General features: G+C 46.3%; 20 protein-coding genes, 1 tRNA gene and 1 pseudogene. 11 read left to right on the top strand and 11 right to left on the bottom strand.

Translation table 11 applies throughout. The features are described from left to right. The 6 genes from V7M78_RS04220 to V7M78_RS04245 all read right to left on the bottom strand — a co-directional run bounded on the left by V7M78_RS04220 (window position 1) and on the right by V7M78_RS04245 (window position 8,759). The gene (locus tag V7M78_RS04220; RefSeq protein WP_333646756.1) at window positions 1-753 is read right to left on the bottom strand and encodes a metal ABC transporter ATP-binding protein; all 753 of its coding nucleotides are present in this window, start codon (window positions 751-753) and stop codon (window positions 1-3) included. Further along, window positions 753-1,706 carry a metal ABC transporter solute-binding protein, Zn/Mn family gene (locus V7M78_RS04225; RefSeq protein WP_333646758.1) on the bottom strand — a complete coding sequence of 318 codons (954 nt, stop codon included), beginning with the start codon at window positions 1,704-1,706 and terminating at the stop codon, window positions 753-755. Before V7M78_RS04225 ends, V7M78_RS04220 begins: the two co-directional genes overlap by 1 nt. Window positions 1,707-1,736: 30 nt before the next feature. Further along, on the bottom strand, window positions 1,737-2,393 hold the full coding sequence (locus tag V7M78_RS04230) for a metal-dependent transcriptional regulator (RefSeq protein WP_333646760.1): 657 nt from the start codon (window positions 2,391-2,393) through the stop codon (window positions 1,737-1,739). 460 nt (window positions 2,394-2,853) lie between these two features. Then, window positions 2,854-4,641, bottom strand: coding sequence for a transporter substrate-binding domain-containing diguanylate cyclase (locus tag V7M78_RS04235; RefSeq protein WP_333646761.1), 1,788 nt, complete (start codon window positions 4,639-4,641; stop codon window positions 2,854-2,856). A 112-nt stretch (window positions 4,642-4,753) separates the two neighbouring features. Further along, entirely contained in the window at window positions 4,754-6,826 is a 2,073-nt protein-coding gene (locus V7M78_RS04240) for a methyl-accepting chemotaxis protein (protein ID WP_333646762.1), read from the bottom strand. 130 nt (window positions 6,827-6,956) lie between these two features. Next, window positions 6,957-8,759, bottom strand: a complete 1,803-nt coding sequence (locus V7M78_RS04245; protein WP_333646764.1) for a methyl-accepting chemotaxis protein — start codon at window positions 8,757-8,759, stop codon at window positions 6,957-6,959. 202 nt (window positions 8,760-8,961) lie between these two features. Here V7M78_RS04245 and V7M78_RS04250 point away from each other — a divergent pair, with 202 nt between their 5' ends. From V7M78_RS04250 to V7M78_RS04265, 4 genes are read left to right on the top strand one after another with little or no spacing between them, the layout of a single operon-like run. Next, complete coding sequence (locus tag V7M78_RS04250) at window positions 8,962-9,906, top strand: cell wall-binding protein (RefSeq protein ID WP_333646766.1); 945 nt, start codon at window positions 8,962-8,964, stop codon at window positions 9,904-9,906. Window positions 9,907-9,935: 29 nt separating this feature from the next. Further along, window positions 9,936-10,997, top strand: coding sequence for a ComEC/Rec2 family competence protein (locus V7M78_RS04255; protein WP_333646769.1), 1,062 nt, complete (start codon window positions 9,936-9,938; stop codon window positions 10,995-10,997). 31 nt (window positions 10,998-11,028) lie between these two features. Further along, on the top strand, window positions 11,029-11,241 hold the full coding sequence (locus tag V7M78_RS04260; protein ID WP_333646771.1) for a DUF3006 domain-containing protein: 213 nt from the start codon (window positions 11,029-11,031) through the stop codon (window positions 11,239-11,241). Window positions 11,242-11,254: 13 nt separating this feature from the next. Beyond that, a complete protein-coding gene (locus V7M78_RS04265) occupies window positions 11,255-12,244 on the top strand; it encodes a 3'-5' exonuclease (RefSeq protein WP_333646773.1) in 990 nt (329 codons plus the stop codon). On the opposite strand, the gene V7M78_RS04270 is transcribed toward V7M78_RS04265, so the two are convergent. The 5 genes from V7M78_RS04270 to V7M78_RS04290 form a co-directional block, all read right to left on the bottom strand. After that, on the bottom strand, window positions 12,241-12,951 hold the full coding sequence (locus V7M78_RS04270) for a response regulator (RefSeq protein WP_333646775.1): 711 nt from the start codon (window positions 12,949-12,951) through the stop codon (window positions 12,241-12,243). The genes V7M78_RS04265 and V7M78_RS04270 overlap by 4 nt on opposite strands. Beyond that, a complete protein-coding gene (locus V7M78_RS04275) occupies window positions 12,944-14,035 on the bottom strand; it encodes a sensor histidine kinase (protein ID WP_333646777.1) in 1,092 nt (363 codons plus the stop codon). Before V7M78_RS04275 ends, V7M78_RS04270 begins: the two co-directional genes overlap by 8 nt. A gap of 17 nt (window positions 14,036-14,052) precedes the next feature. After that, window positions 14,053-15,543 carry a D-alanyl-D-alanine carboxypeptidase family protein gene (locus tag V7M78_RS04280; protein ID WP_333646779.1) on the bottom strand — a complete coding sequence of 497 codons (1,491 nt, stop codon included), beginning with the start codon at window positions 15,541-15,543 and terminating at the stop codon, window positions 14,053-14,055. A gap of 85 nt (window positions 15,544-15,628) precedes the next feature. Then, a complete protein-coding gene (locus tag V7M78_RS04285) occupies window positions 15,629-16,324 on the bottom strand; it encodes a TIGR01906 family membrane protein (protein ID WP_333646781.1) in 696 nt (231 codons plus the stop codon). A gap of 20 nt (window positions 16,325-16,344) precedes the next feature. After that, window positions 16,345-16,995 carry a trimeric intracellular cation channel family protein gene (locus V7M78_RS04290; RefSeq protein WP_333646783.1) on the bottom strand — a complete coding sequence of 217 codons (651 nt, stop codon included), beginning with the start codon at window positions 16,993-16,995 and terminating at the stop codon, window positions 16,345-16,347. Window positions 16,996-17,296: 301 nt separating this feature from the next. Here V7M78_RS04290 and selD point away from each other — a divergent pair. From selD to grdC, 7 genes and pseudogenes are all read left to right on the top strand, one after another. Then, window positions 17,297-18,304: pseudogene (selD, locus tag V7M78_RS04295) on the top strand (selenide, water dikinase SelD); the annotation flags it as partial. A 227-nt stretch (window positions 18,305-18,531) separates the two neighbouring features. After that, window positions 18,532-18,625, top strand: a tRNA-Sec gene (locus V7M78_RS04300). A 75-nt stretch (window positions 18,626-18,700) separates the two neighbouring features. Beyond that, on the top strand, window positions 18,701-20,593 hold the full coding sequence (selB, locus tag V7M78_RS04305) for a selenocysteine-specific translation elongation factor (protein ID WP_333646787.1): 1,893 nt from the start codon (window positions 18,701-18,703) through the stop codon (window positions 20,591-20,593). Then, complete coding sequence (gene trxB / locus V7M78_RS04310; RefSeq protein WP_333646788.1) at window positions 20,590-21,519, top strand: thioredoxin-disulfide reductase; 930 nt, start codon at window positions 20,590-20,592, stop codon at window positions 21,517-21,519. Before selB ends, trxB begins: the two co-directional genes overlap by 4 nt. Before the next feature lie 14 nt (window positions 21,520-21,533). Beyond that, window positions 21,534-21,851 carry a thioredoxin TrxA gene (gene trxA / locus V7M78_RS04315; RefSeq protein ID WP_333646789.1) on the top strand — a complete coding sequence of 106 codons (318 nt, stop codon included), beginning with the start codon at window positions 21,534-21,536 and terminating at the stop codon, window positions 21,849-21,851. 92 nt (window positions 21,852-21,943) lie between these two features. Continuing rightward, entirely contained in the window at window positions 21,944-22,408 is a 465-nt protein-coding gene (grdA, locus tag V7M78_RS04320) for a glycine/sarcosine/betaine reductase complex selenoprotein A (protein ID WP_333646790.1), read from the top strand. A gap of 161 nt (window positions 22,409-22,569) precedes the next feature. After that, complete coding sequence (grdC, locus tag V7M78_RS04325; protein WP_333646791.1) at window positions 22,570-24,108, top strand: glycine/sarcosine/betaine reductase complex component C subunit beta; 1,539 nt, start codon at window positions 22,570-22,572, stop codon at window positions 24,106-24,108. Window positions 24,109-24,112: the final 4 nt, after the last annotated feature.

Consider the following 24,112-nt stretch of genomic DNA (forward strand, 5'->3'; position numbering starts at 1 on the left):
CTACCCCACACTCCTTAAAAGGGCGCCGGAGCTGTGGTAGGTCTTTTTTAAGTTTTCTTCGTGGAACACATCCTCCACCGGCCCGCTGGCAACCACACGCAGATTGATTAAAGTTACCCAGTCAAAGTAGTCGGGAACTGTCTGAAGATCGTGATGGACCACCACAACGGTTTTGCCCTGGTCCTTTAATTCCTTTAACAGAGCTACGATTGCCCGTTCTGTCTGTGCATCTACACCTTTAAACGGTTCATCCATAAAGTAAACATCGGCCTCCTGAGCCAGGGCCCGGGCGAGAAATACTCTTTGCTGCTGGCCGCCTGAAAGCTGGCTGATCTGACGGGAAGCATATTCTGCCATGCCCACCTTTGCCAGCATTTGTCCTGCAAGCTCCATATCCTTTTTCCGGGGGCGGCGAATCCAGCCCAGCTTGCCGTAACAGCCCATGAGCACCACATCCTGGACAGTGGCCGGAAAATCCCAGTCCACGCTGCCGCTTTGAGGTACATAGCCGATTCGCTGCTTCAATGTCTTTAGGCGGTCATTTCCATCCATGAAATGGACTGCGCCGGTAACTGGTTTCAGGAGACCCAGCAAGGCTTTGATTAATGTTGTTTTTCCGGCCCCGTTGGGGCCCACCACTGCCATAAGGGTGCCCTTTGGAATCTTTAAATCAATATCCCAAAGAACGGGCTTGGTGTCATAGGCAACGGTGAGATCCTGTATTTCTACTGCATATTTTTGAGCTGTTTCCATTACTGTCCGCCTCCTTCCTTTAAGGCGTCTACAATGGTGTCAATATTTGCTTTCACTGTAAGGATATAGGTATCTGCTCCCGACTTTTCATCACCCAGAGAATCGGAGAAAAGCTCTCCTCCTATGGATACATCAAAGTTCCTGGATTTTACTGCAGCCTGTAAGGCTTCAATGGTCTTGGGCGGGACAGAAGATTCCACAAATATGGCTTTAATCCGGCGTTCTGCAATGAAATCTGCAAGGCTGCTCACATCGGCTGTGCCTGCTTCCGCATCGGTGCTGATGCCCTGAAGACCGTGTACCTCAAAGCCGTATGCCCTGCCAAAGTATTGAAATGCATCATGGGCGGTAATGAGGACGCGCTGTTCTTCAGCCAGTTCGGCGGCACGGCCGCGGATGTATTGGTCTGCTTCCTCCAGTTCGTTTAAATAGGCGGCCAGGTTCTTTTCATAGTCCGCTTTTCCGTCAGGATCTGCCTGGGATAAGCCCTCTGCCACGGTTTTGGCGGCAGCCTTCCAAAGGGAAACATCAAACCAGATATGGGGATCGTATGCGGAGCCGTCTTCTTCGGCCGTAAGGAGGCTGGACTTTTCCAGTCCGTTTTCAATACAGATCACTGCAGGACTCTGCCCTGTCAGGTGTTCAAAGATTTCGCCCATCTTACCCTCCAGATGCAGGCCGTTATAGACCACAGCATCGGCTTTTTGAATCAGAGAAACATCGCCGGCACTGGCCTGATAGAGATGGGGATCAATGCCGGGGCCCATCAAACCGTTTACGGTGACGCGCTGCCCGCCGATTGCTTTGGATAAATCGGCAAGCATGGTGGTTGTAGCCACGATGTTCAGCTTATCATCCGGGGAATTGGTATTGGCTGCAGGAGAGGAGCATGCTGAAAGCAGCAGGGCCGCACTCAAAGCTGCACCGAAAATTGCTTTTATTTTGTTTTTCATAAAAAACCTCCTATAAGATTACTTGACTTGTTATGGCCGCTGTATCTCATCTACATAAATCTGGGCTGCGGCCTTGTAACTGATTTGCACCTGTTTGCCGTCAAGGTCGAGAGTCAGGGGGCCCTCGTAGGTGCCTGCTTCTATAATCCGTACCTGGCTTCCGATGGAAATGCCGGATGCCTGGAGATAGTCCAGAAGTTCCTTTTCTTCTGCTACACGGCGAATGTGTGAAACTGTATTGACGGGAAGTAAAATCAGCGGCTGCAGTGCAGCATGGCTGATTTGCCCGTCAGGCTGGGGAATGGCGCTGCCATGGGGACAGTAAGCCGGGTAATTCAGAAACTTATCAAGCCTTGAAGCCAGCCGGGAAGGAGTGATGTGCTCTAAAAGCTCTGCATCTTCGTGGGCCTCGCTCCAGGAATAGCCCAGATGACGCATTAAAAACACTTCCCAAAGGCGGTGGCCCCGTACCAGGGAGATGGCAACCTCCACTCCCTTCTGGGTCAGACAGGAGCCTTTATAAGGTTCATAATGGATGAGATCTTCCCGTTTCAGCTTTCCAAGCATTTCCGTAACAGAGGCAGGGGCGATTTGCAGTTCTTCTGCAATCTGCTTATTGTTGACCAGTATTTCCATACCTCCAAGCTTGTAGATGGCTTTTAAGTAGTCTTCTTTATTTGGTGTCATGTGATATTAACCTCCTGATATTCGGGTGTATTAAAAGTTTCCTTAAACTAACTTATGAACATTGCTTCATTGTGTTACACATTGATAGCTGTTTTATACTGTGAAGAGTTTTGCCAGCCAGCCTGTCAGAAGGGCAATGGCGGTCACTGTTAAAATAGGTATTTTGCAGGAAAACAATCGTTTTGTATATGTATCCATAACTTTCTTCCTCCTGAGTATAGTTTTAGGCATGCCTAAATTTAATTATATTATATGCCTAAAAGTGAAAAAATGCAAGAGGTTATAAAGGATTAAATGAGAGTATTTCTCAATTTAAACCGGAAATAGGGAGTTTTGGAAGATAAAAAAGGGTTTTTAGAAAAACAGATATCATAAAGTGAAAAAAGAAAAAAATATTATAATGGGACTGTTGCAAAATGCAAAAGTCCCATCAAAAAGTGAATAAAATATTTTGCTGTTTTTAGTTATTATCCTGCATAACCATGATGTGATAATTGTTCCTTCCGCTGCGTTTCACATGATACAATGCTTCATCAGCGCTCTTATACAGATCCCCAAAGGTGGTCTTGAAGCGGGGGTTAAATGCAACTCCTATGCTGATGGTGGCGGAAATAGTGCTGTTTAAGTGGGGCGCGGTATAAGCTCGGGCAATCTGGCTGCACTTATAGCTGATGAGTTCTTCGGTAATGTCTCCCACCATAAATATGCAGAATTCATCGCCTCCTATTCTGCCCACAATATCCGCATTGCGAAAAGAGTGTTTCAGTGATCTTGCAATTTCTCCCAGGACCTTGTCTCCTGCAGGGTGGCCGTAGGTGTCGTTGATATTTTTAAAGTTGTCCACATCAATGACAAACAGTGCGCTGGAATCGTGAAACATGGAGCAGGCTTCCTTGATCAGTGTGCGGGTTGTGTCAGGGTTATAAAGTCCTGTAAGGCCATCGGTCTGTGCTTTCATCCGAAGGGCTTTGATTTTTTCCTTTTCTTCCCGGATATTGATCATCTTTCCAATGATGAATTGAGCCCTGCGCTTTCTGTCATGCATCACAAAGTTTACAACCCGGAACATTCCTGTTTCTCCGTCTTCTAAAAGCAGAGCGATCTCATATCCGCCTTTATCTGTAAGGAGAAGATCGTCTAAGTAAAGCTGAGAGTCTTTTCCCCGCCCGTTTTTCCGGAAGCTTTCTATTCTTGGAGGAACCCCCAAAAGTCTGCTCAATTCTCCTGATAAGGATAACATGTCCTTTTTCACATCATATTTATAGATGTATTCGCCGGAAAGGTCTGACAGGATATGGTACTGCCGGACCTGCCCTTTATACAGGCTGTAGGAACGGTAGGTAATCAGTAAAAACAGGAGAAAAAGAAGGATTGATGCGAAGAGAATCAGTATAATTTCTTTTCCATAAGTATTGACTACCAGAGGCAGGGAAATGTTGCGGTCAATTTCCGAAGCACTTTGCAGAATAATGCTTTGAAGCTCTGACTCTGAAATATTGTCCAGAGCTTTGTTGATAATGGAAATGAGCCGTTCATCTGTGTTCAGATAAAGGAAGAAGTACTCTCTGGACTCCATTTTTTGGGGAATGGTGATTGTATTCTTATATCCGTTTTTAATTGTATAGTAGGCGATGGAAAATTCATTTCCATAACAGTAGTCGGCTTCTCCTTTTTCTATTGCATTCATGGTGGCTTCCCGGCCCGGGAAGAATTTCACCTTGCTTTCATCGATTCCCTCCGGCAGCAGGCCGTCTGTTACAGCTGCAAAGGTATAATTGGATAAATTGGAGGCGTCCATCCGATTGTGCATGAAAACTGCTGTCTGTGAGGTTAAAAAGGCTTTGGAACGAGGGTTATTTTCAAATTCTTCAGGGAGATACTGAATGGTCATACCTCCGAACAGATCAGCATTCTGACCGTCTGCTGTTCCTTCCATACGGGTAATGCCCTTGGTTTCCTCGTAGCGGAACTCAAAGCCTGTCTGGAGAGAGACCTGATCCAGTATCTTCCTCATAATTCCTTTTGCTTCTCCGTTTTCCATGTATATGACCGGAGCAAAGCCCTGCATGAAGGCAATGTCAACAACGGAATGCTCCTTTATATACTGCTGTTCCTCAGGAGTTAATGAAATATGGGCCGTCTGGGAATCCCTGCCAGCCCCTGAGGCCGGCGCCGGTGTACTTAAGACAGAGGAAAAAATTAATATTAACAGGAAGAATTCCAAAATACGGTGCTTTTTTGGGCTCATGGCGATACCTTCCGTCTTCACTTTATTTAGAGTGCATCTTATCCTTGATAGTATATCGGCTTATTATAAAAATGTAAAGCGGTTCATCCCTGACTTATATTATCTTTGAGACTTAATATTTATCTCCCCATTCCTCTCTGACAGGGGATTTCAAAGGCATCTCATAAGGCTCTGGGGAACTTAAAACAGGGCCAGAACCTGACATGGTTTCTTCTTTCAGTTTGAAGTTGGAGATCAGCTCCTTTAACAGGTTTGATTGGCCGGAAAGCTCTTCGCTGGCAGCGGCGCTTTCTTCGGCGGTGGCAGCGTTGTTCTGAACCACGGCGGAAATCTGATCCACGCCCTGGTTAACCTGTTCAATGGCAATAGCCTGATCGCCGGTGGCCTTTGCAATTTTATCAATTAAGAATACCACTTCGCTTGTGGTACCTGCGCTTTCAGACAGGGCTTTGGCTGTCTTTCCTGCAATATCAGAGCCTTTTCCCACAGCCGCCAGGGTTTCTTCAATCAGTACGGTTGTATTTTTCGCTGCTTCTGCGGATTTGCCTGCCAGATTGCGGACTTCGTCTGCCACAACGGCAAAGCCTTTTCCGGATTCTCCTGCTCTTGCGGCTTCCACGGCTGCGTTTAAGGCCAGGATGTTGGTCTGGAAGGCGATGTCATCGATTGCCTTGATGATTTTAGAGATTTCAGAGGACTTCTGGGTGATCCGTTCCATGGCTCTGATCATTTCCCTCATCTGTTCATCGCTGTTTTTCAGTTCCTGTCCTGCTGATGCAGCTTTTTGGCTGACCAGCTCCGCATTGTCCGCATTCTGTTTGATCTGGCCTGCTATTTCTGCAATGGAGGCCGACAGTTCTTCCACAGAGCTGGCCTGTTGGGTGGCACCCTGGGAAAGAGCCTGGGCGCTGTTTGCAACCTGGTCGGAGCCGTCAGATACCTGGTCGGCTGCCTGGCTGATCTGTTGCAGGGTGGAATTTAAGCTTTGCACCAGGGCGGTCATATTGTCCTTGAGCTTTTTAAACTGGCCTATGTAATTCTTTTTTAAATCCACCAGAAGATTGCCGTTGGAAACGAGGTTTAAGGCATCCGATATTTCGTCGATGTATCCCTGGTAATCCACCAGCCTGTCAATGGTGAGGTTAAAGGCCTGGGAAAGTTGCCCTACCTCATCTTTGGAAGCGACAGAAAGCTGAACATCGAAGCTGCCGTCTGCAATTTCCTTTGCGGCTGAGGTTACGGCTTTGATGGGCTTTGTCATCCTGTGGCTCACAATGTAAATAATAACTGTGCCCGACAAAACAGCAATGATACAGGCTCCAATGAGAAGGTTTCTCATGCCCTGGACTTCTTCTGATATTTCTTCCGCTTCCACACTGACCGCCATAATCCAGGAGGTGTCTTTCACAGGAGAAAAGGCTGTGATGTAATCCTTTCCCTCATACCGGTATTCTCCGCTTCCCACAGTTTGGGTAAGCATTTTGTCTTCCATGAACTTAGCCATTTCCTTCATGCCCGGGTCTGTTTCTGCTGACTTTAAATAGTTGGTCTGGCTGGTAACCAGGTCCCGGTTCTTGTCGCCTACGGCTGTTCCTTCCGTGTTGACGGCATAGGCAAAGCCGGTTTTTTTATAGCTGACCTCACTTACGATGTCACTCATGGTCTGGCCGTCTTTTCTGCCGTAAAGCACACCGATGATCTGACCGTTCTTATAGACCGGAGCTGCATATAAGACTACGGGAGTTCCCGTAACGCTGCTGATTAAAACGTCTGAAACCGCAGGCTCCCCGTTCAGGGCCTCCTGAAAATAGGCCCGGCTGGCGATATTGGTGGTCTCTCTTTGTGAATTAAAAACAGTGCTGTCCCCATTTTTATCCGCAAAAGCGAAGGCCAGATATCCGGTCCGCTTGGCTTCATTTTCGTAAAAACGGATCTTTTCATCCAGAGAAACCTTGTCGTCTGAAAGCATAGGAAGCTGTGCCAGAGAATCCACGTATCGCTTTTCTACCAGAGTTCTTGCGTGAATGTACTTTGCCTCTTCCTTTGCAATCTGAATCAGGTCATCGTGAGCGCCATCCATCAGTTTCCGGGTCATTAAGCTGACGGATATATAGCCCAGTGTGCCAGCAAGAACCAGTATAATTGCGGTAAAAACCAGTATCAGTTTTGTTTTCATTGATTTCATGATAAACCCCTCCAATTCGTGTGTTGTTTTAATAGTTCCCCCCAATATATAGAAAAAGGATGCCCTTCAACAGCCAGGAAATTGCTGTTGGAGGGCACCCTCGCTTTCAGGAAGCCTCCGGTTTCCTGGATCAGTATTTCGTGGAAAAGAAAACGTCTTCCGCTTCTTCTGGGTAGGAAGAAATTTCCGGAATGCTTTGGAAATGTTTCTTCTCTGAGCCTGCATTCAGCCGGAACTTTCCGACCTCATCACGCAGCATGTTGGCCTGGGCGCTCATCTCTTCGCTGGCAGCCGAGTTTTCCTCGGCAGTGGCAGCGTTGGTCTGAACAACGGCTGATACCTGCTCCAGTCCTAAACGGATCTGCTCGATAGAGGAGGCCTGATCTGAAGTGGAGAAGTTGATTTTATCGACGATATCGTGGATTAAATCTGTGGTCTGGCTGATTTCCTCCAGAATCTCAGCGGTTTTCCGGGTGATTTGTGTGCCGTCATGGACTGCATTTACAGAATGCTGGATTAAGTCTGCGGTTTTCTTGGCCGCTTCTGCTGACTTGGCCGCCAGGTTTCGTACCTCATCGGCTACTACGGAAAAGCCTTTTCCTGCAGTACCGGCTCTGGCTGCTTCGATAGCCGCATTGAGAGAGAGGATATTGGTCTGGAAGGCGATGTCTTCGATGACCTTGGTGATGTTGGTAATCTGGTTGGAGGCAGAGCCGATGTTGTCCATGGCACTGGTAAGCTGATGCATGTGGTCGCCGCCGTTTTTCACATTCAGGCTGGTCTCTTCCACATACTGAGCGGCCTTTTTGGCATTTTCTGAATTTTCCGCAGCCTGTACGGAAATAGTGGTAATGGAAGCGGACAATTCTTCTACAGAAGATGCCTGTTCCGTGGACCCGGCAGCCAGCGCCTGTGCACCGGAGGAAACCTGTTCTGTTCCCGTGTTTACCTGCTCGGCAGCATTTTCGATCATGGAGAGAGTATGGCTTAAGGAAGCGGTAGTCTTTGTAAGAGCCGTCTTAATGGTTGCAAAGTCTCCGATATAATCCAAATCCATGGAAAAGCTTAAATCTCCGTCTGCTATGAGATTGAGTTTCTGGATCATATCTTGAATGTAGGTGTTGATGGAGGCATTGGTCTTTCTGATGTTCTCCGCTAAGATACCCATTTCATCCTTACTTTCATAGGTGACCGGGATACTTAAGTTTCCTTTTGCCATTTCCCTGTAAACCTGGTCGATTTCACTTACAGGTGCCAGAATGGACTTGCAGATGATTCTGGCAATGAGGAAGGTCAGCAGTGCGGAAATCAGTGCGGACAGAAGCAGTATCAACCATGATCTGGCCATAAGGGCCTGGGCCTCCTGTTTCTGGGCTGCTGCAAAGTTGTTCTGTATGCCGGAAAAGCTGGTAAGAATGCTTTCTGCCTGTTCCGCGATTGGCCTGTACTGCGTGTTATATAAGTCGTAGGCTTTTTTTACACTGTCTTTTGAGGCATTTGCCAGCAGGCTTCCGATTTCTTCCCGGCTGTTCTTTGCCTGGGACAGCAGGTCCCGCAACTGGGCAATATCATTATCCCTGGCATTTGAGGACTGGTTTCCTGCAAAGGCATCCAGTGCACTTATAATATTTTCGGATTCTGTCTGTGCTTGTGTTAAATTGTCCTGGATATCCTGGGCGTCGCTGTCAAGGATTGCCTGGAGTAAGTATCTCTGGGTGGAAATGAGGCTGGATTTCATGGTCCAGGTACTGCCGGTGTTTGGAACGGTATAGCGGTAATAGCGCTCCACTTGAAATCCGATATTCTTTGCGTTGAGGGCTGACAAGCTGGAGACTACAAGGAGGATCAGCAGCATGAGTCCAAAGCTGAGAATCAGCTTTTTGCTAATGGATAAGTTCTTAACAAATGGAGAGCGTTCCTTCTGTTTCATCATTATGTTTTCCTTTCGGGTGATTTATGGCGTCTGGAATCTTGTGAGATCAGCGGCCATAAGCAATATATAATATATCGGAAAAAATTCTCTGATCATAAGAATACGCAATATATTTTCTCACCTTGAAAAGTAATAAACATTCACAAATGGCTGGAAATGGGTTATAATAAATTTATGAAAATTCAGAGGGGAGGAATCAATCATGAGCGGTAAAAAGGTATTGTCACTGATGATTGCTGTGGTACTTGCTGCAGGCGCCTGCACAACCACTGCCATGGCAGCAGCGAAAAAGAGGATCACAACGGTAAATTTAACCGTGGAGGCAGAAGTAATACCGGGAGGCTCTGTTTTTGAGCAGCAAGTGGAAATTATAGTAAAAAACAACAATATTACAGTGGGCGGGTATGAATTTACCAACAAGGGGTTTCAGTGGTCTGAACAGGATATACCCAGAATAGAAGTGACCCTGTACCCGGAAAATGACTATGCTTTTTCTGTAGCCAGCTCCGGCATCAAAATCCAGGGCGGAACCCTTGTGGGCCGGAAAACGGAAGATTCCAATTTGATTCTGACCATAGATCTTCCAAGAGCCGGCGAATCCATTCAGAACGTGGAGAAAGTGGAGTGGATTTCTTCTACAGAGGCCGGCTGGAGCGAGGCCATAGGGGCCGGGACTTATGAGGTGAAGTTGTACCGGGATGGAAAAACCGTGGGAACGGTTAAGACCACGGGACTGACAACCATGGATTTTGGCACTTCCCTGACAAGACCTGGAACCTACACTGTCCGGGTGCGCCCTATTAATAAGGTAAAGGCAGAGAACAAGGGAGACTGGACGGAATCTGCTCCCAAATCCGTTGATGAGGCGCAAGCAGCTAAAAACCGCAGCACAGCTTCCGACATGGGCTGGAAGCAGGATCATATAGGCTGGTGGTATAAGAATGGAGACGGAAGCTATACGGTGAGCAACTGGCAGAATATTAACGGCCAGTGGTATTATTTCAACGAATCAGGTTATATGGCTACAGGCTGGATTGACTGGAACGGAAAGCAGTATTACTGCGATACCACGGGAGGACACATGCTTGCAAATACACAGACTCCTGATGGGGCAGCAGTAGGGCCTGACGGAGCCAGGCTTCCTTAAGATGATAAAAGCAGAAAAGAGCGGTAAAAATGGCGGGAAAATTTTATAAGCGCCTGCTGGCAGGGGCGGTTGTTTTTCTGGCCCTGTTGCTGGCAGGCTGCGGTGTTGAAATCCAGGTTTCTACTCCATCAAGGGGAGGGGAAGCCGGGGGAAATTTAAAGGTTCATTTCATTGATGTGGGACAGGGAGACAGCACTCTGATTGAGCAGGACGGGCATTTTATGCTTATAGATGCCGGGGAGCGGGATCAGGGAGAAGTGGTGGTTTCCTACTTGAAAAAGCAAGGGGTTAAAAAGCTGGATTATGTGATCGGCACCCATCCTCATTCCGACCACATCGGAGGGATGGCAGAGGTTTTAAGGGCTTTTGACATTGGACGGGTGATCATGCCTGAAAAGGAGCATACGATCAGAACTTATGAAAAACTTTTGGATGAGATTGCCGCCCAAAACTTAAAAATTACCCTTCCCAAGGTGGGAGATACTTATGAGCTGGGAGATTCTTCTTTCCAGATCATAGCTCCGGTTCGGGATTATGGGGATAATTTAAATAACTGGTCTGTTGGAATCCGGCTGACTTACGGGGAAACAGGATTCGTCTTTTGTGGGGATGCCGAAAAAGAAGCGGAAGGGGATATTGTAAGCAGCGGCCTGACTTTAAAGGCAGATGTGCTGAAGATTTCCCACCATGGAAGCAGCACTTCCTCCTCCAGCAAGTTTATGGATCTGGTGGACCCGGATTACGGAGTCATTTCCTGCGGGAAGAATAATGATTACGGCCATCCTCATAAGGAAATCCGGGCCATGCTGAAGGAGCGGAATATCAAAAGCTTCCGGACGGATGAACTGGGAACCATTGTAGCGGCCAGTGACGGAAAAAGCGTCACCTTTCCCGGGCAGGAGACAGGAGATTCAGCCCCAAGTGAGGCGGAAAGCCAGGATTATGTATTCAATACCAACACGAAGAAGTTCCATTTCCCGGACTGCAAGTCAGCTACTTCCATGAAAAAGGAAAACCGAAAGACTTATACAGGAACCAGGGAAGATGTGATAAAGATGGGATATGAGCCGTGCCAGATATGCAATCCTTAAGCTGATAAAAAATAAGGAGGGGGAATTGTTTATGAACTATATCATTGACCGGATTGGACCGGAAATTGCTGTCTGTGAGACTGAAGACAGAGGTATGATAAAGCTGAGGGCCGCAGAGCTTCCCATGGGAGCCAGAGAGGGGGATGTCCTTAAGTGGGAACCGGAAGGCTGGAAGGTGGACCGGGAAGAAACTGAAAGGCGCAGGGAGAGTGTGAGAAAGAAGCTGGAAAGTCTGATAGAATGAAGGATTTAAATTGATGAAAAATTATATTGTACTGGACCTGGAATGGAACCAGAGCGCCGGAGGAACAGAAGAGACAATCGAGCATTTCCCCTTTGAGATCATAGAGATCGGAGCTGTTAAGCTCAATGAGGCCATGGAGGAAATTGGGGAGTTCAGACGGCTCATCAGGCCCAGGGTTTATACCCGGCTTCATGAAAAGATACTGGAAGTGACCCATATGGATGAGAGAACTCTCGTGGATGAGGGTGTGGATTTTAAGGATGCCATCAGGGAGTTTCTCTTATGGTGCGGGCAGGATGGCCTGTTCTGTACCTGGGGTTCCATGGATTTGACGGAGCTGCAGAGGAATATGGCCTTTTATGGAATCCAGATTCCATTTCCCAAGCCTTTTTTGTACTATGATATCCAGAAGCTTTACAGCCTTCTTTATAGTGACGGAAAGGAACGCCAGTCCCTTGACATTGCCGTGACAGAGCGAAATCTGATGGAATCAAGACCATTTCACCGGGCCCTTGATGATGCCCACTATACAGGGCGCATTATGCAGGAAATGGATTTTGAGAAGGTGAAGCCATACTGGTCTACCGATTATTACCGCCTGCCTGAGAAGAAAGAGGATGAGGTGTATTTGATCTTTCCCGATTATTCCAAATACATCTCAAGGCCCTTTGAGTCAAAGCAGGAGGCCATTGAGGATAAAACCGTAACAGATATAATCTGCTGTAAATGCGGACGGATGCTGAGAAAGAAAATCAAATGGTTTTCTGCAAACCAGAAGTTTTATACAGCCCTGGGCTGCTGTCCTGTTCATGGAAATGTGAAGGGAAAGATCCGCATGAGGCGGAGTGAGGATGGAAAGGTCTATGTGGTAAAGACCATGAGGCTCATAGGAGAAGAAGATATCAAAGGAATTTACGAGAAAAAGGAAGAGGCCAGAAAAAAACGGGTGGAAAAAACCAGGATCCGGAATAAAAAAAAGAAGGGGGAACTCCCCCTTTCTTAGACTTCACTTTCCCTCATCCGGTAGCCTACCCCGATTTCTGTAAAAATATATTTTGGTTCTGCGGGATTGGCTTCTATTTTTCTGCGTATGTGGGCCATGTTGACCCTGAGGGTCTGGTTGTTGTTGTCGGCATAAGGCCCCCATATGTGGTTGATGATGTGGTCATAGGTGAGAACCTTTCCCGAGCTTTCTGCCAGAAGGCATACCAGCTTGTATTCAATCTGGGTCAGGTGGATCTTTTCATCGTTTAATGTGACCAGTCGCTTGCTAAAATCAATGCATAAGCCTTCGCTTTTGTAGGGGATCTGCACCAGAGAACCCCCGGCAGTGCTGGTGATAGGCTTTCCGTGGCGCAGGGCGGTACGGATTCTCGCTAAAAGCTCACTGGTTCCAAAGGGTTTTGTAATATAATCGTCAGCACCGTAATCGAGGGCAGCCACCTTTTCCTGCTCCTGGGTTCTGGCTGAAATGACGATGATGGGAGTGGAGGTCCAGCTTCTCACTCCTTTTATAATATCAATACCATCCAGGTCAGGAAGGCCTAAATCCAGAAGGATCACATCCGGGCAGATAGAATTGATGAGGGCCAGGCCATCCCGTCCGGTACAGGCTGTCATCACCTTATAATCATGTCTTTCCAATGCACTTTCAATAAAATTGCATATGTTCTTTTCATCTTCTACGATTACGGCTGTAATTTTACTCATAACTCTTTTCCTCCAGTGGTAATGTAAACGTAAAAACTGCCCCCTCATCTTCATTGGCAGCTGAAATACTTCCGTCGTGAGCCGTAACAATGGTCTTACAGATGGACAGGCCGATGCCCATGCCTTTCCGGGAATCCCCGCTGCTGTTTTGCGACATACTGTAGCCGTCAAACAGGGTATCCAGCCGCTCCGGAACAATTCCTACGCCGTAATCACGCACATGAAACCAGGCGTATCCATCATGCACGTCAACAGACAGATTGATGGGTTTGGAGGAATTGGAGTGATAGGCGGCATTTTCCAGAAGATTGATAATGACCTGCTCGATCAAGGTGGCATCCATGGGAACCATGATGAATTCCTCCGGTACGCTTACCTGGACGGCGGACTGAGGAAGCCGCTTGTGGAAGCGCTGGAGAGCCTCTGCTACCACTTCCTCCAGGGGCTCCGAGCATTTGGACACCTGGGCCCCTGTATTGCGGATTCTGGTGACGCTGAGCAGATTTTCCACCATATTTAAAAGCCAGTTTGCATCTTCCTGTATGTTTGCCACCAGGTTTGTCTTTTCTTCATCTGATAATCCCCGGGAGTTCTCCAGGTAAGTGCTGCTGGCGCCGATGATGCCGGTTAAAGGAGTGCGCAGATCATGGGAAACAGCCCTTAATAGGTTGGCTCTCATGGTCTCTTTTTCTGCCTCCATCAGAAGCTTTTCCTGCTCACTTAAAATGTGGCTTTTTTCCTTTAAATGGGTGGTGGCGGTGCTTGTGATGATGGAAATTGCCAGCATGGCAATAAAGGTAATGGGATACCCTTCCAGGGTGAAGTTAAAGGCCATGAAAGGGTAGGTAAATGCAAAGTTTACACAGAGCACGCTGATAAAGGAGGCAATAACTCCCGGTATATAGCCGTTGGAATAGCGGGAGATGAGAACCACCGCCATTACGTAGACAATTCCTACATTGTTGGTAAAGCCTCCTAACAGCAGCATCATATAAGACATGACGGTTGCAAACAGCAGGCAGATAAGCGTAATCAGGATATTACGCAGCAATTCTTTTCTTGAGGTTTTCCAGTAGCTTTTCATAAAATTCCCTTTGTTTTTCAGAACTTGATTTTACCGCCTTTGCGGCCTCTGCGTTTGGTAGAAGAGGATCTGCGCCTTCGTTCCATAATGGAATTGAAATCATCGGCAGAAATACCGGAATCCTGGAGCCGCCTCATGCGCTGCTCCCTGCGGATTAAAAGTTCCTGCTCCTCCCTGTGCCTGCGGTAGATCAGAAAGGATATGATACCGCCCAATGCTGCGACCAGGGCCACACTTCCTAAAACCAGCCAGGCAGCCAGCGGGATTTCAAAGGGGCGCAAAGCTCTTTCCCGGTAGTCGTCTGATGCGGAAGGGCTTGCCGGTTCCTCAAAGGACAAAGGGGTTTGGGGTGCCGGTTCTTCCACGCTCGTCTGAAGCAGAGCCTGATTCACCTCTAAGAAGGTACAGCCCACCACCCGGTCATTATATCGGTAGTTGATCTTTGCAATGGCGCCCTCCGGGTCTCCTGATGAGATATCATAACTCAGCTCCGGCACGGCATCGGAAAAGACTGCTGTTTTAGGCAGGATGATCCGACTTTCAGGGTCTAGAATCAGGGCTTCGGGCTTGTTCATGGACAAACTGCTGAAATTTAAGTCAGAGGTAACGGCGTTGTAGGTTTTTTCATATTCCGCAGCTCTTAAAGAAACAAAATTTTCAAAGCCAAAGTTCAAAAGCCCTTTGGTATCTGCCCAGTATTGGGGAGTGGAGCCTTTTAAAATGACAGTGATCAGTTTTAAGTCGTTTTTTTCTGCACAGGTCACCAAGGTATTGCCTGCCAGGGTAGTGTATCCTGTCTTTCCTCCAATGACACCCGGGTAATAAAAAGAATCATTTTTTTTCATCATTCTATGGCCGGGAGAGATGGAAAATCCTTCTGGATTGTTGGAATTAGGGGGAAGCTTATAATAGGTTGTAGAGTCAATTTCTTCAAAAATAGGGTTGCTGAAGGCGGCTCTGGAAATAAGAGCCATATCGTAGGCAGAGGTATAATGCTCCGGGTTATTCAGACCGCTTGGATTGGCGAAATGGGAGTTGGTACAGCCAAGCTCCTTTGCCCGGGCGTTCATCATATCTGCAAAATCTTCTGTGGTTCCTGCAACATGCTCTGCCAGGGCATTGGCCGATTCGTTGGCAGACTTAAGCAGAAGGGCATAGAGACAGTCCTTCACGGTCAGCTTGTCCCCCACATCGATTCCGGCGCTGCTGCTGTTGGCTTCCACATTATATACAGCATTGTGGGAAAAAGTCACGATTTCATCCAGATCACAGTTTTCAATTACAATCAGCGCTGTCAGAATCTTTGTAATACTGGCCGGAAAATACTGCTGGTGAATGTTCTGGCCCCAGAGCACAGTTCCTGTATCCGCATCCATCAGTATGGCTCCTTCGGCCTGGGCGGAGGCGCCGGAGGGCCACTCAGGAGCTGCCCAGACAGACGTAAAGGAGGATACAGAGAAGATGAAGCACAGGAAATATAAAAAAATCCTTTTTGTAAATTGAGTCATATTGAATAATCTCTCCATAAAATAGATTCGGTTTCCGATAATTGTCCAACTTACAGTATAGGTTATTTACTCTTACAAGTAAAGATTATTTGCGATTTTTCCTGTATTTACGTATAAAAAACAGACAGAGAACCAGGATGAGAAGAACACAGAAAAAGTAGATCGCCCCAATGAGAAATACCGTATCCCGGAAAAAGCCTTCCGGTACAATGTTAATCAGCATGTCCGTTGCCGGGTCTAAAATCCATAAATCATTGTTGAAAAACATGTGGTGAAACAGAATAAAGTATCTGGTAAAGTCAGTGGAAATAATCCCTGCCACAGCAGCGGAAGCGGCAAAGAACAGGCCTGTTCCGGTCAATACGGCCCGGGGAAGGACTTTTCTGACAGGGGCTTTTAAAAGAAAGAGCCCGGCCAGGCATAGAGCCATGGCTATGAGGCAGCCTCTCCGTATGGCAATTCCGCCTAAGAACAGCTCCTTCACATCCTCCATATGAGCGATTTCCCGTTCATTAAAAAATTCCCGTCTCACCCCGCCCATGGTAGTTTCCACATGAAGATCTTCCCTGTCACCTCTAAGGTATGCCATCATCTCATCGGTGACTTCCAATAAGTCATCCATTGTCATGGAAACATCCTGAGTTACATTGTATTTGGCGTATTCCTTTTCAAAAAATCCGGGAACCCAGTAAACGGCGGCTTCAATGGAAGTAAATAAAAGCACAGTCATAAGACAGATTGAAAAAATGATTCCAAGGGTGTATTGCAGAATTCGTTTCATAAGACTTCTCCTTTTATGGCTTAATGTCCGGTTGCGGTAGGCAGGTTCCAGCAGAAATGGGTGGCTAAAAGGCGGATGAGAATTACTGTGCAGGCCCCTGTCAGCATGGCTAAATTCCCATTTATTATGTCCATCAGCCCTGCATAGAGAAGGGCTCCGGCAATGGAGGCGCAGGCATAGATGTGCTTTCTCAGCACATAGGGAGTCTGTCCGGCCATAATGTCCCTTAAGATTCCGCCGCCCACTCCTGTGATGACCCCTAAAAAGATGACGAGAAAATCATAGTCCCCGTAGCCGGAAAGAACTGCTGTATCAATTCCTACCACGGTAAAGGCTCCAAGGCCTATGGCGTCAAAGATGTTCATGACCTTTTCATAGGTTTCTATGGAGCTTCTGTTTATGAACTTCCGGTTTACCCTTACAAAGGAAAATAAAAGCAGGACGGTTGTGAAGGCCAGTATTACATAGACAGGGTCTCTGAAAAGTGCGGGAGGCACATTTCCGATGATGATGTCCCTCAGCATTCCGCCGCCAACGGCAGTTGTGACACCTAAGACCACAACCCCCAGAAGATCAAGCTGTTTTTTTATGGCAACCATGGCCCCGGAAGAGGCAAAGGCAATGGTTCCGATTGCTTCTACAAAGAAAAATAAGGAAAGATCTATTTTCATTCCAAACCTCCGATTTATTCTCTTAAGGAAATTAAGGAAAGTATAAGTTTTGAAGGGGAGTTTGTCAATGCAGAATGAACATAAAAACAGGGACTGATAATAGAAGATTATGGCTTTGAAAGGAAAGCAAGGAGAGCTCAGCTTAAAAATTGACTTGCATTTTGCTCCGAAATTATATATTATATTGGAAAATTTACAAATTGACAATGGGATATCCGATGTTGTATGGATATTCAGAGGGGCGGTGTTTTAAATGGAGCAGAAAGGACTGCTTACGAAATTTGTTTCAGGCGGAGGCTGAGCGTCAAAATTAGGGCCGGGGGCCCTTTCCAGTATTATTGATGGTCTGCCGAAGCAATGGGACCCAGCTTTGCTTGTGGGTTTTGATACGGCAGATGATGCCTGTGTATATCAGATCAGCCAGGATATGGCCATTATACAGACAGCAGATTTTTTTCCGCCAATGGTGGATGATCCTTATTTATTTGGTAAAATTGCAGCAGCCAATGCTTTTTCCGATGTTTATGCCATGGGAGGTGAACCGAAGCTGGCTTTAAACCTGCTTTGTGTCAACCCCTGCCTGGGTAATGAGGTGGTAAGGGAAATCCTGAGGGGAGGTTCCGAACAGGCCATAGAGGCAGGGTGTATCATATCCGGAGGACATACCATTGAGGATGAGGTACCTAAATACGGTTTAAGCGTTACAGGGTTTATACACCCGGACCAGGTGCTGAAAAATGTAGGAGCCTTGCCCGGAGATGTGCTGGTTCTGACAAAGCCTTTGGGTTCCGGAATTGTATTAACTGCTTTAAAGGCGGAGTTTATAGAGCCTGGGGATTGCAGGGACATGTTTGATGCAATGGCTTCCTTAAATAAGGAGGCGGCAAAAGCCATGAAGGGCCTGTCTGTTCACGCATGTACGGATATCACAGGCTTTGGACTTTTGGGGCATCTCTATGAAATGGCTTCCGGCAGTGACGTTACCATATCTGTCTTTGCGGATCAGCTCCCCCTTTTTCCTCTGGCTGAGGAAATGGCCCTTTCCGGACTGGTGCCTGCCGGAGCTTACCGGAATTTTGACTATATCAGACCCTTTGTCCGGATCATGCCGGATGTGAGTCAGGCAATGATTGATATTGCTTCTGATGCTCAGACCTCAGGCGGTTTATGCATCGCTTTGCCGGAGGAAGAGGCAGATATCTTATTAAGAAGGCTTGAGAATGCAGGGGTACAGGGATATAAGATAGGAACAGTCAAAGAAGGATCAGATAAAAAAGTCGAATTATCCAATATGCAAAAACACAAGTGATAGAATGCTTGTGTTTTTTTAATGTGGGATAATACTCTAAAAAATAATTTGGAAATCTTATGTTTTATGCACATTACCTAAAAAACAGTTTGGTTTTATAAAAAAAGGGAATAAAGCATGATCAAAATATAAAAAAGGCTTTATTGTAACAGTGGAAAAAAGTGGTATAATATATAAAGTAGATTGTCTACAATCTACAATATGTAGTTTTTTGTCTCATACATAATGGAAGCAGACAGGTAACTGGTGTGCCTACCGGTCTTCAAAACCGTGTTGCGGCTAATCGTCGTGGGTGGGTTCGATTCCCATATGCTTCCGCCAAAAACAATTCACATTTACATAAATTGTATCCCCATTGTTAAAAAAATATCATAATATTGAATCTGGGTGAGGAAAATGGAAAGCATAATCGTAGGTACAGCAGGACATATTGATCATGGAAAGACAGCATTGGTAAAAGCTCTTACCGGTCATGATACGGACACGCTGGCTGAAGAAAAGAAAAGAGGAATCTCAATTAATCTTGGCTTTACCAGCTTTCAGCTTCCCAGCGGACGTATCCTGGGCATTGTAGATGTGCCGGGGCATGAGCGGTTTATCAAAAATATGCTGGCAGGAGCCACAGGAATTGATGCCGCTCTTATTATTATTGCGGCCAATGAAGGCATTATGCCTCAGACCAGAGAGCACATGGACATTTTAAGCTATCTGGGAATACAGAAATATCTGATCGTGCTCACCAAAATCGATATGGTAGACGAGGATTTCAAAGAGCTGGTGATTGATGACATCCGTTCCTCTATAAAAGGAAGCTTTTTAGAGGGGACAAAGATCGTCGAGGTGGATTCTCTCAGCAAAAAGGGATTTGAGGAGCTGACAGGGGAACTGGAAAATCTGACTTCTGATATCAGGAAGCGCAGCTTTACAAAAAAGCCCCGGATGAATATAGACAGAGTTTTTTCCGTAAAAGGATACGGAACTGTAGTGACCGGAACATTGATGGAAGGCATGGTGAAAACAGAGGATGAACTGATGGTTTATCCCCGGGGAATTCCGGTAAAGGTCCGTAATCTCCAGGTTCATGACCGGGATGTGGATTCTGCATATGCAGGCCAGAGAACTGCAATCAACTTATCCAATGTGGCAGTGGATGACTTAAGAAGAGGAAACACCGTTGCAGCAAAGGAAAGCGTATATGTAACAAACATGATTGATGTTAAGTTTTCCATTGTTCAGGAAACGAAGTTTGAAATAGGCAGGTTTTATAAGCTGAAGCTGTATGTGGGAGCATCGGAGGAAGTGGCCCGGTTTGTACCCATCAGCCATAAGAAGGCAAAGGCAGGAGATGAAGGCTATGCTCAGATTCTTCTGGATCATGAGATCTCTGTTTTAAAAGGGGACCGTTTTGTACTGAGAACCATTTCCCCGGTTACGACCATCGGAGGCGGGGTGATCATAGATCCAAAGCCCGCAAGATATAAAACTAATTCTGATGAGCGGATTCGTTCCCTTCAGATGAAGGATTCTGCATCTGATGAGGAAATCATGGAAGAATTTATTAAAAACAATCCATTTTCCACATTTCAACAGGTAGCGGCCTTTTTAAATAAGGATGTGGAAGAAGGCGGACTGAAAGAGCTGGAGGAAAATGGGGTTATTTTATCCATAGAAAAGCAGTACATACATGCGGAATACCTGATGCATTACAGGTATACGGCAGAAGAGATTTTAAGGGATTACCACAAAAAGAACATGCTGCGCAGAGGAATGCCAAAGGCAGAACTTCTGGAAAAGCTGGATCTGCCAAATAAGAAGCAATCAGAAATACTGCTGAAATATCTGGCAGCCAATGACATGGTAAAGCTGGAGCAAAGCCTGGTTTCCTGCCGGGATTTTGAACCCATACTCTCAGAGAGACAAAAGAAGATAAAGGCTGAGCTGATGACGACCATTAGGTCAGGCGGGTATACCCTTCTGACGTCCAAAGAGCTTACAGAGAATGAAAAGGAAAAAGAACAGGTTCTTGAATTTCTGCTGCAGGACGATTTGCTTATGCTTCCGGGACAATATGTTCTCACCGGAGACCAGTACTTAAAAGCCAGGGAAACAGCAGAAAGGCTTTTTGGGGAAAAGGGCGTGTTAAAGCTTCCTGATTTCAGGGATGCTATCGACACCAGCCGGAAGTTTGCTTTAATGCTTCTGGAGAAATTTGACCAGGAGAAATTCACCTCACGCCAGGGAGAAGACAGAGTATTAAATATTAAAAAATATAATGGAGGTACACTGTGAAAGTTTATGATGTTGTAATCGTGGGAGGAGGACCTGCCGGTTTATCCGCCGGTCTTTATGCAGGAAGAGCCAGGTTAAATGCGCTTCTGATTGAAAAGGAAAAAGATGGGGGACAGATTGTCATCACTTCTGATATTGAAAACTATCCGGGATGCCTTCCTGAGGAATCAGGCAGCAGCCTGGTGCAGCGAATGACCCAGCAAGTGGAGAAATTCGGCATTGAACGGGCGGCTGACTGCATTGAGTCCGTGGATTTTTCCGGAGATATAAAGGTATTAAAGGGAAAGAAAGAAGAATACCACGCAAAATCAGTTATTATTGCCACAGGAGCTTTTCCAAAGCCTATTGGCTGTCCAGGAGAGCGGGAGCTGATCGGAAAAGGTGTGTCTTACTGTGCTACCTGTGACGGAAATTTCTTTGAGGATTTTGATATTTACGTAGTGGGCGGTGGTGACACGGCAGTGGAAGAAGCCCTTTACCTAACGAAATTTGGCCGGAAGGTGACCATTATCCACAGAAGGGATGAGCTGAGAGCAGCAAAGTCCATTCAGGAAAAGGCCTTTAAAAATCCGAAGATTGATTTTATGTGGGATTCTGTTGTGAAGGAAATAAGCGGAGACGGGCTGGTTCAGAGCATGTCTGTAGAAAACGTAAAGACCGGAGAGGTAAGGGAAATCGAAGCTGATGAGGATGACGGAACCTTCGGAATCTTTGGATTTATCGGATATCTGCCTCAGTCAAAATGCTTTGAGGGCATTTTGGATATGGAGTACGGTTACATTAAGACAAATGAAAATATGGAAACAAATGTTCCGGGAGTTTTTGCAGCCGGAGATATCAGGGTCAAGGAATTAAGGCAGGTTGTCACTGCATGTGCAGACGGAGCCATTGCAGCTGTTATGGCTGAAAAATATATAGAAGAATAATGGAGGGAATCGGAATGTTAATTGTGGACAAAGATACGTTTGGACCGGAAGTGCTGGAATCAGAGGGAGTCGTATTTGTAGATTTTTTTGGAGACGGGTGCGAGCCCTGTAAGGCTTTGCTTCCCTATGTTGAAAAATTTGCGGAAGAGTACAGCAGCAAAATCAAATTCACAAAGTTAAATACCACAAAAGCCAGAAGGCTTGCCATTTCCCAGAAAATTCTCGGTCTTCCTGTTATGGCGATTTACAAAAACGGGGAAAAGGTGGAGGAGCTTGTAAAAGACGAGGCAACTCCGGAAAAGATTGAAGAAATGATCAAACGGTATGCTTGATCAGATTACCGCGAATATAGCGTGAAAATAGAAGCAGATTCCTTTGCTTCCTGATACACGTTATAAATATATGAATAAAGGAGGAAGTTTAGATGCTTAAAGACAAAAAAGCAATCATCATCGGTGACAGAGACGGCATCCCAGGCCCGGCAATCGAAGAGTGTATCAAGACAGCCGGCGCAGATGTAGTATTCTCCTCAACAGAATGCTTTGTCTGAACGGCTGCGGGTGCTATGGACCTGGAGAATCAGAAGAGGGTAAAAGCTCTGGCAGAACAGTACGGACCTGAAAACATTATTGTTATTTTAGGAGCCGCAGAGGGTGAGGCCGCAGGCCTTGCTGCTGAAACTGTTACTGCAGGAGATCCCACTTATGCAGGACCATTGGCAGGAGTCCAGTTGGGACTAAAAGTATTCCATGCTTGTGAGCCGGAAATAAAGGATGAGGTGGACAGTGATGTCTACGACGAGCAGATCAGTATGATGGAAATGGTGTTGGATGTTGATGATATCCGAAAAGAAATGTCAGCAATAAGGGATGAGCATTGTAAGTATTAAAATTCAACCCTTTAAAAATCAATTCCTGTAAAATGGCAAACCAGTTTTTCCGTTTGAATAAAAATGGTACATTGGCACTACATTTTGCAGGAATTGATTTATTATATGCTGATTTTCGACCTTGGATTTGAGAGTCAAATGAATGTGTCAGGAGGCAAAATATGTACAGTGTCTTAAAAGGAGCAAGCTACACACTTGCTCATACACCGGATATGGTAATTCATAATGGTACGACACAGACGACTCAGCGGGCCATTGATCCGAATTCCGAGTATTTAAAGAATCTGGATAAGAGTCTGCGTTCCTATGAAGATTGTAAGGCATATCTGCCCAATCAGACTTACATAGGAAACGTGACACCCGATGAGCTGGCCGGTTATGAACAGCCATGGTATCAGCAGAAATCCGATTACAATCAGAGAGAGGGCAGATTTGGAGAAATCATGCCTGAGGATGAATTTATAGGCCTGATTGCAATCTGTGATGTATTTGACCTTGTGAAGCTGGAGGTTCCCTTTGCTGATTCGGTAAAGAAAAAGCTGGAAGTTCACAGTCTTATTGATCCAACGTTTTTAAAGGTCTTTGAAAAAGGCCTTGAATCATCAGAGGTAAACCGCTTGGTTTCAGAAGAACATGCGGAGCCTTTGTATTATGAGGGAAATGTTGTCGGATGCATCAAAGCAGCCCATGATATCGATCCATCCCTTTCCGCTCACGTCATCTTTGAAAATCTTGTTTCAAAAGCTTCCTGCGTTTTATCCTTATTGCATTTGATCCATAAGAATGGCATCAATAAGGAAGAAATTGAATATGTGGTGGAGTGTTCGGAAGAGGCGTGCGGTGATATGAACCAGAGAGGCGGAGGAAACTTCGCAAAAGCAGCGGCTGAAATCGCAGGGCTTACCAATGCCACAGGCTCTGATATAAGGGGATTCTGTGCCGGACCGGCCCATGCCCTGATCCATGCGGCAGCTTTGGTAAAGGCAGGCACCTTCAAGCATGTGATTGTTGCTGCAGGAGGTTCTACTGCAAAGCTTGGCATGAACGGAAAAGACCATGTGAACAAGGGCATACCCATATTGGAAGACTGTGTGGCCGGCTTTGCCGTGCTGGTCAGCGCCAACGATGGTGTCAGCCCTGAGATTAACACAGACATTGTGGGAAGGCATACGGTGGGAACCGGTTCCTCTCCTCAGAATGTTATTTCTTCCCTGACAGCCGCAGCCCTGGAAAGAGCCGGGTTAAAGCTGACAGATATTGATAAGTATTCGGTGGAAATGCAGAATCCGGATATTACAAAACCGGCCGGGGCCGGAAATGTGCCTGAAGCAAATTATAAGATGATAGGCGCTCTTGCTGCCATGCGAAAAGAGATAGAGAAATCCCAATTGGCGGATTTTGTATCAAAGCACGGTATGGTGGGCTGGGCACCGACTCAGGGACATATTCCTTCGGGAGTTCCTTATCTTGGATTTGCCAGACAGGAACTGATGGAGAAAAAGATCAGCAGAGCCATGTTCATAGGAAAGGGCAGCTTATTCCTTGGAAGAATGACCAACTTATTTGATGGAGTATCCTTTGTTCTCCAGCAGAATAGCGGTGCAGGACAGGAAGAAACTGTATCTGAGGAAAGGATCAGAAAGCTGATTGCCGCATCTTTAAAGGATTTTGCAAAGCATCTTCAGGATGACGAGGGGTGATCAT

This window comes from Lacrimispora sp., assembly GCF_036758025.1.
GTDB lineage: Bacteria > Bacillota > Clostridia > Lachnospirales > Lachnospiraceae > Lacrimispora.

Bases quoted from the DNA above. Each gene is read 5' to 3' on its own strand.
- V7M78_RS04280 (WP_333646779.1), bottom strand. From the start codon at position 15,543: ATGACTCAATTTACAAAAAGGATTTTTTTATATTTCCTGTGCTTCATC.
- V7M78_RS04255 (WP_333646769.1), top strand. From the start codon at position 9,936: ATGGCGGGAAAATTTTATAAGCGCCTGCTGGCAGGGGCGGTTGTTTTT.
- V7M78_RS04240 (WP_333646762.1), bottom strand. From the start codon at position 6,826: ATGAAATCAATGAAAACAAAACTGATACTGGTTTTTACCGCAATTATA.
- V7M78_RS04265 (WP_333646773.1), top strand. From the start codon at position 11,255: ATGAAAAATTATATTGTACTGGACCTGGAATGGAACCAGAGCGCCGGA.
- V7M78_RS04290 (WP_333646783.1), bottom strand. From the start codon at position 16,995: ATGAAAATAGATCTTTCCTTATTTTTCTTTGTAGAAGCAATCGGAACC.
- V7M78_RS04270 (WP_333646775.1), bottom strand. From the start codon at position 12,951: ATGAGTAAAATTACAGCCGTAATCGTAGAAGATGAAAAGAACATATGC.
- V7M78_RS04220 (WP_333646756.1), bottom strand. From the start codon at position 753: ATGGAAACAGCTCAAAAATATGCAGTAGAAATACAGGATCTCACCGTT.
- V7M78_RS04285 (WP_333646781.1), bottom strand. From the start codon at position 16,324: ATGAAACGAATTCTGCAATACACCCTTGGAATCATTTTTTCAATCTGT.
- V7M78_RS04275 (WP_333646777.1), bottom strand. From the start codon at position 14,035: ATGAAAAGCTACTGGAAAACCTCAAGAAAAGAATTGCTGCGTAATATC.
- V7M78_RS04225 (WP_333646758.1), bottom strand. From the start codon at position 1,706: ATGAAAAACAAAATAAAAGCAATTTTCGGTGCAGCTTTGAGTGCGGCC.
- grdC (WP_333646791.1), top strand. From the start codon at position 22,570: ATGTACAGTGTCTTAAAAGGAGCAAGCTACACACTTGCTCATACACCG.
- V7M78_RS04250 (WP_333646766.1), top strand. From the start codon at position 8,962: ATGAGCGGTAAAAAGGTATTGTCACTGATGATTGCTGTGGTACTTGCT.
- V7M78_RS04230 (WP_333646760.1), bottom strand. From the start codon at position 2,393: ATGACACCAAATAAAGAAGACTACTTAAAAGCCATCTACAAGCTTGGA.
- V7M78_RS04235 (WP_333646761.1), bottom strand. From the start codon at position 4,641: ATGAGCCCAAAAAAGCACCGTATTTTGGAATTCTTCCTGTTAATATTA.
- V7M78_RS04245 (WP_333646764.1), bottom strand. From the start codon at position 8,759: ATGATGAAACAGAAGGAACGCTCTCCATTTGTTAAGAACTTATCCATT.
- V7M78_RS04260 (WP_333646771.1), top strand. From the start codon at position 11,029: ATGAACTATATCATTGACCGGATTGGACCGGAAATTGCTGTCTGTGAG.
- trxA (WP_333646789.1), top strand. From the start codon at position 21,534: ATGTTAATTGTGGACAAAGATACGTTTGGACCGGAAGTGCTGGAATCA.
- selB (WP_333646787.1), top strand. From the start codon at position 18,701: ATGGAAAGCATAATCGTAGGTACAGCAGGACATATTGATCATGGAAAG.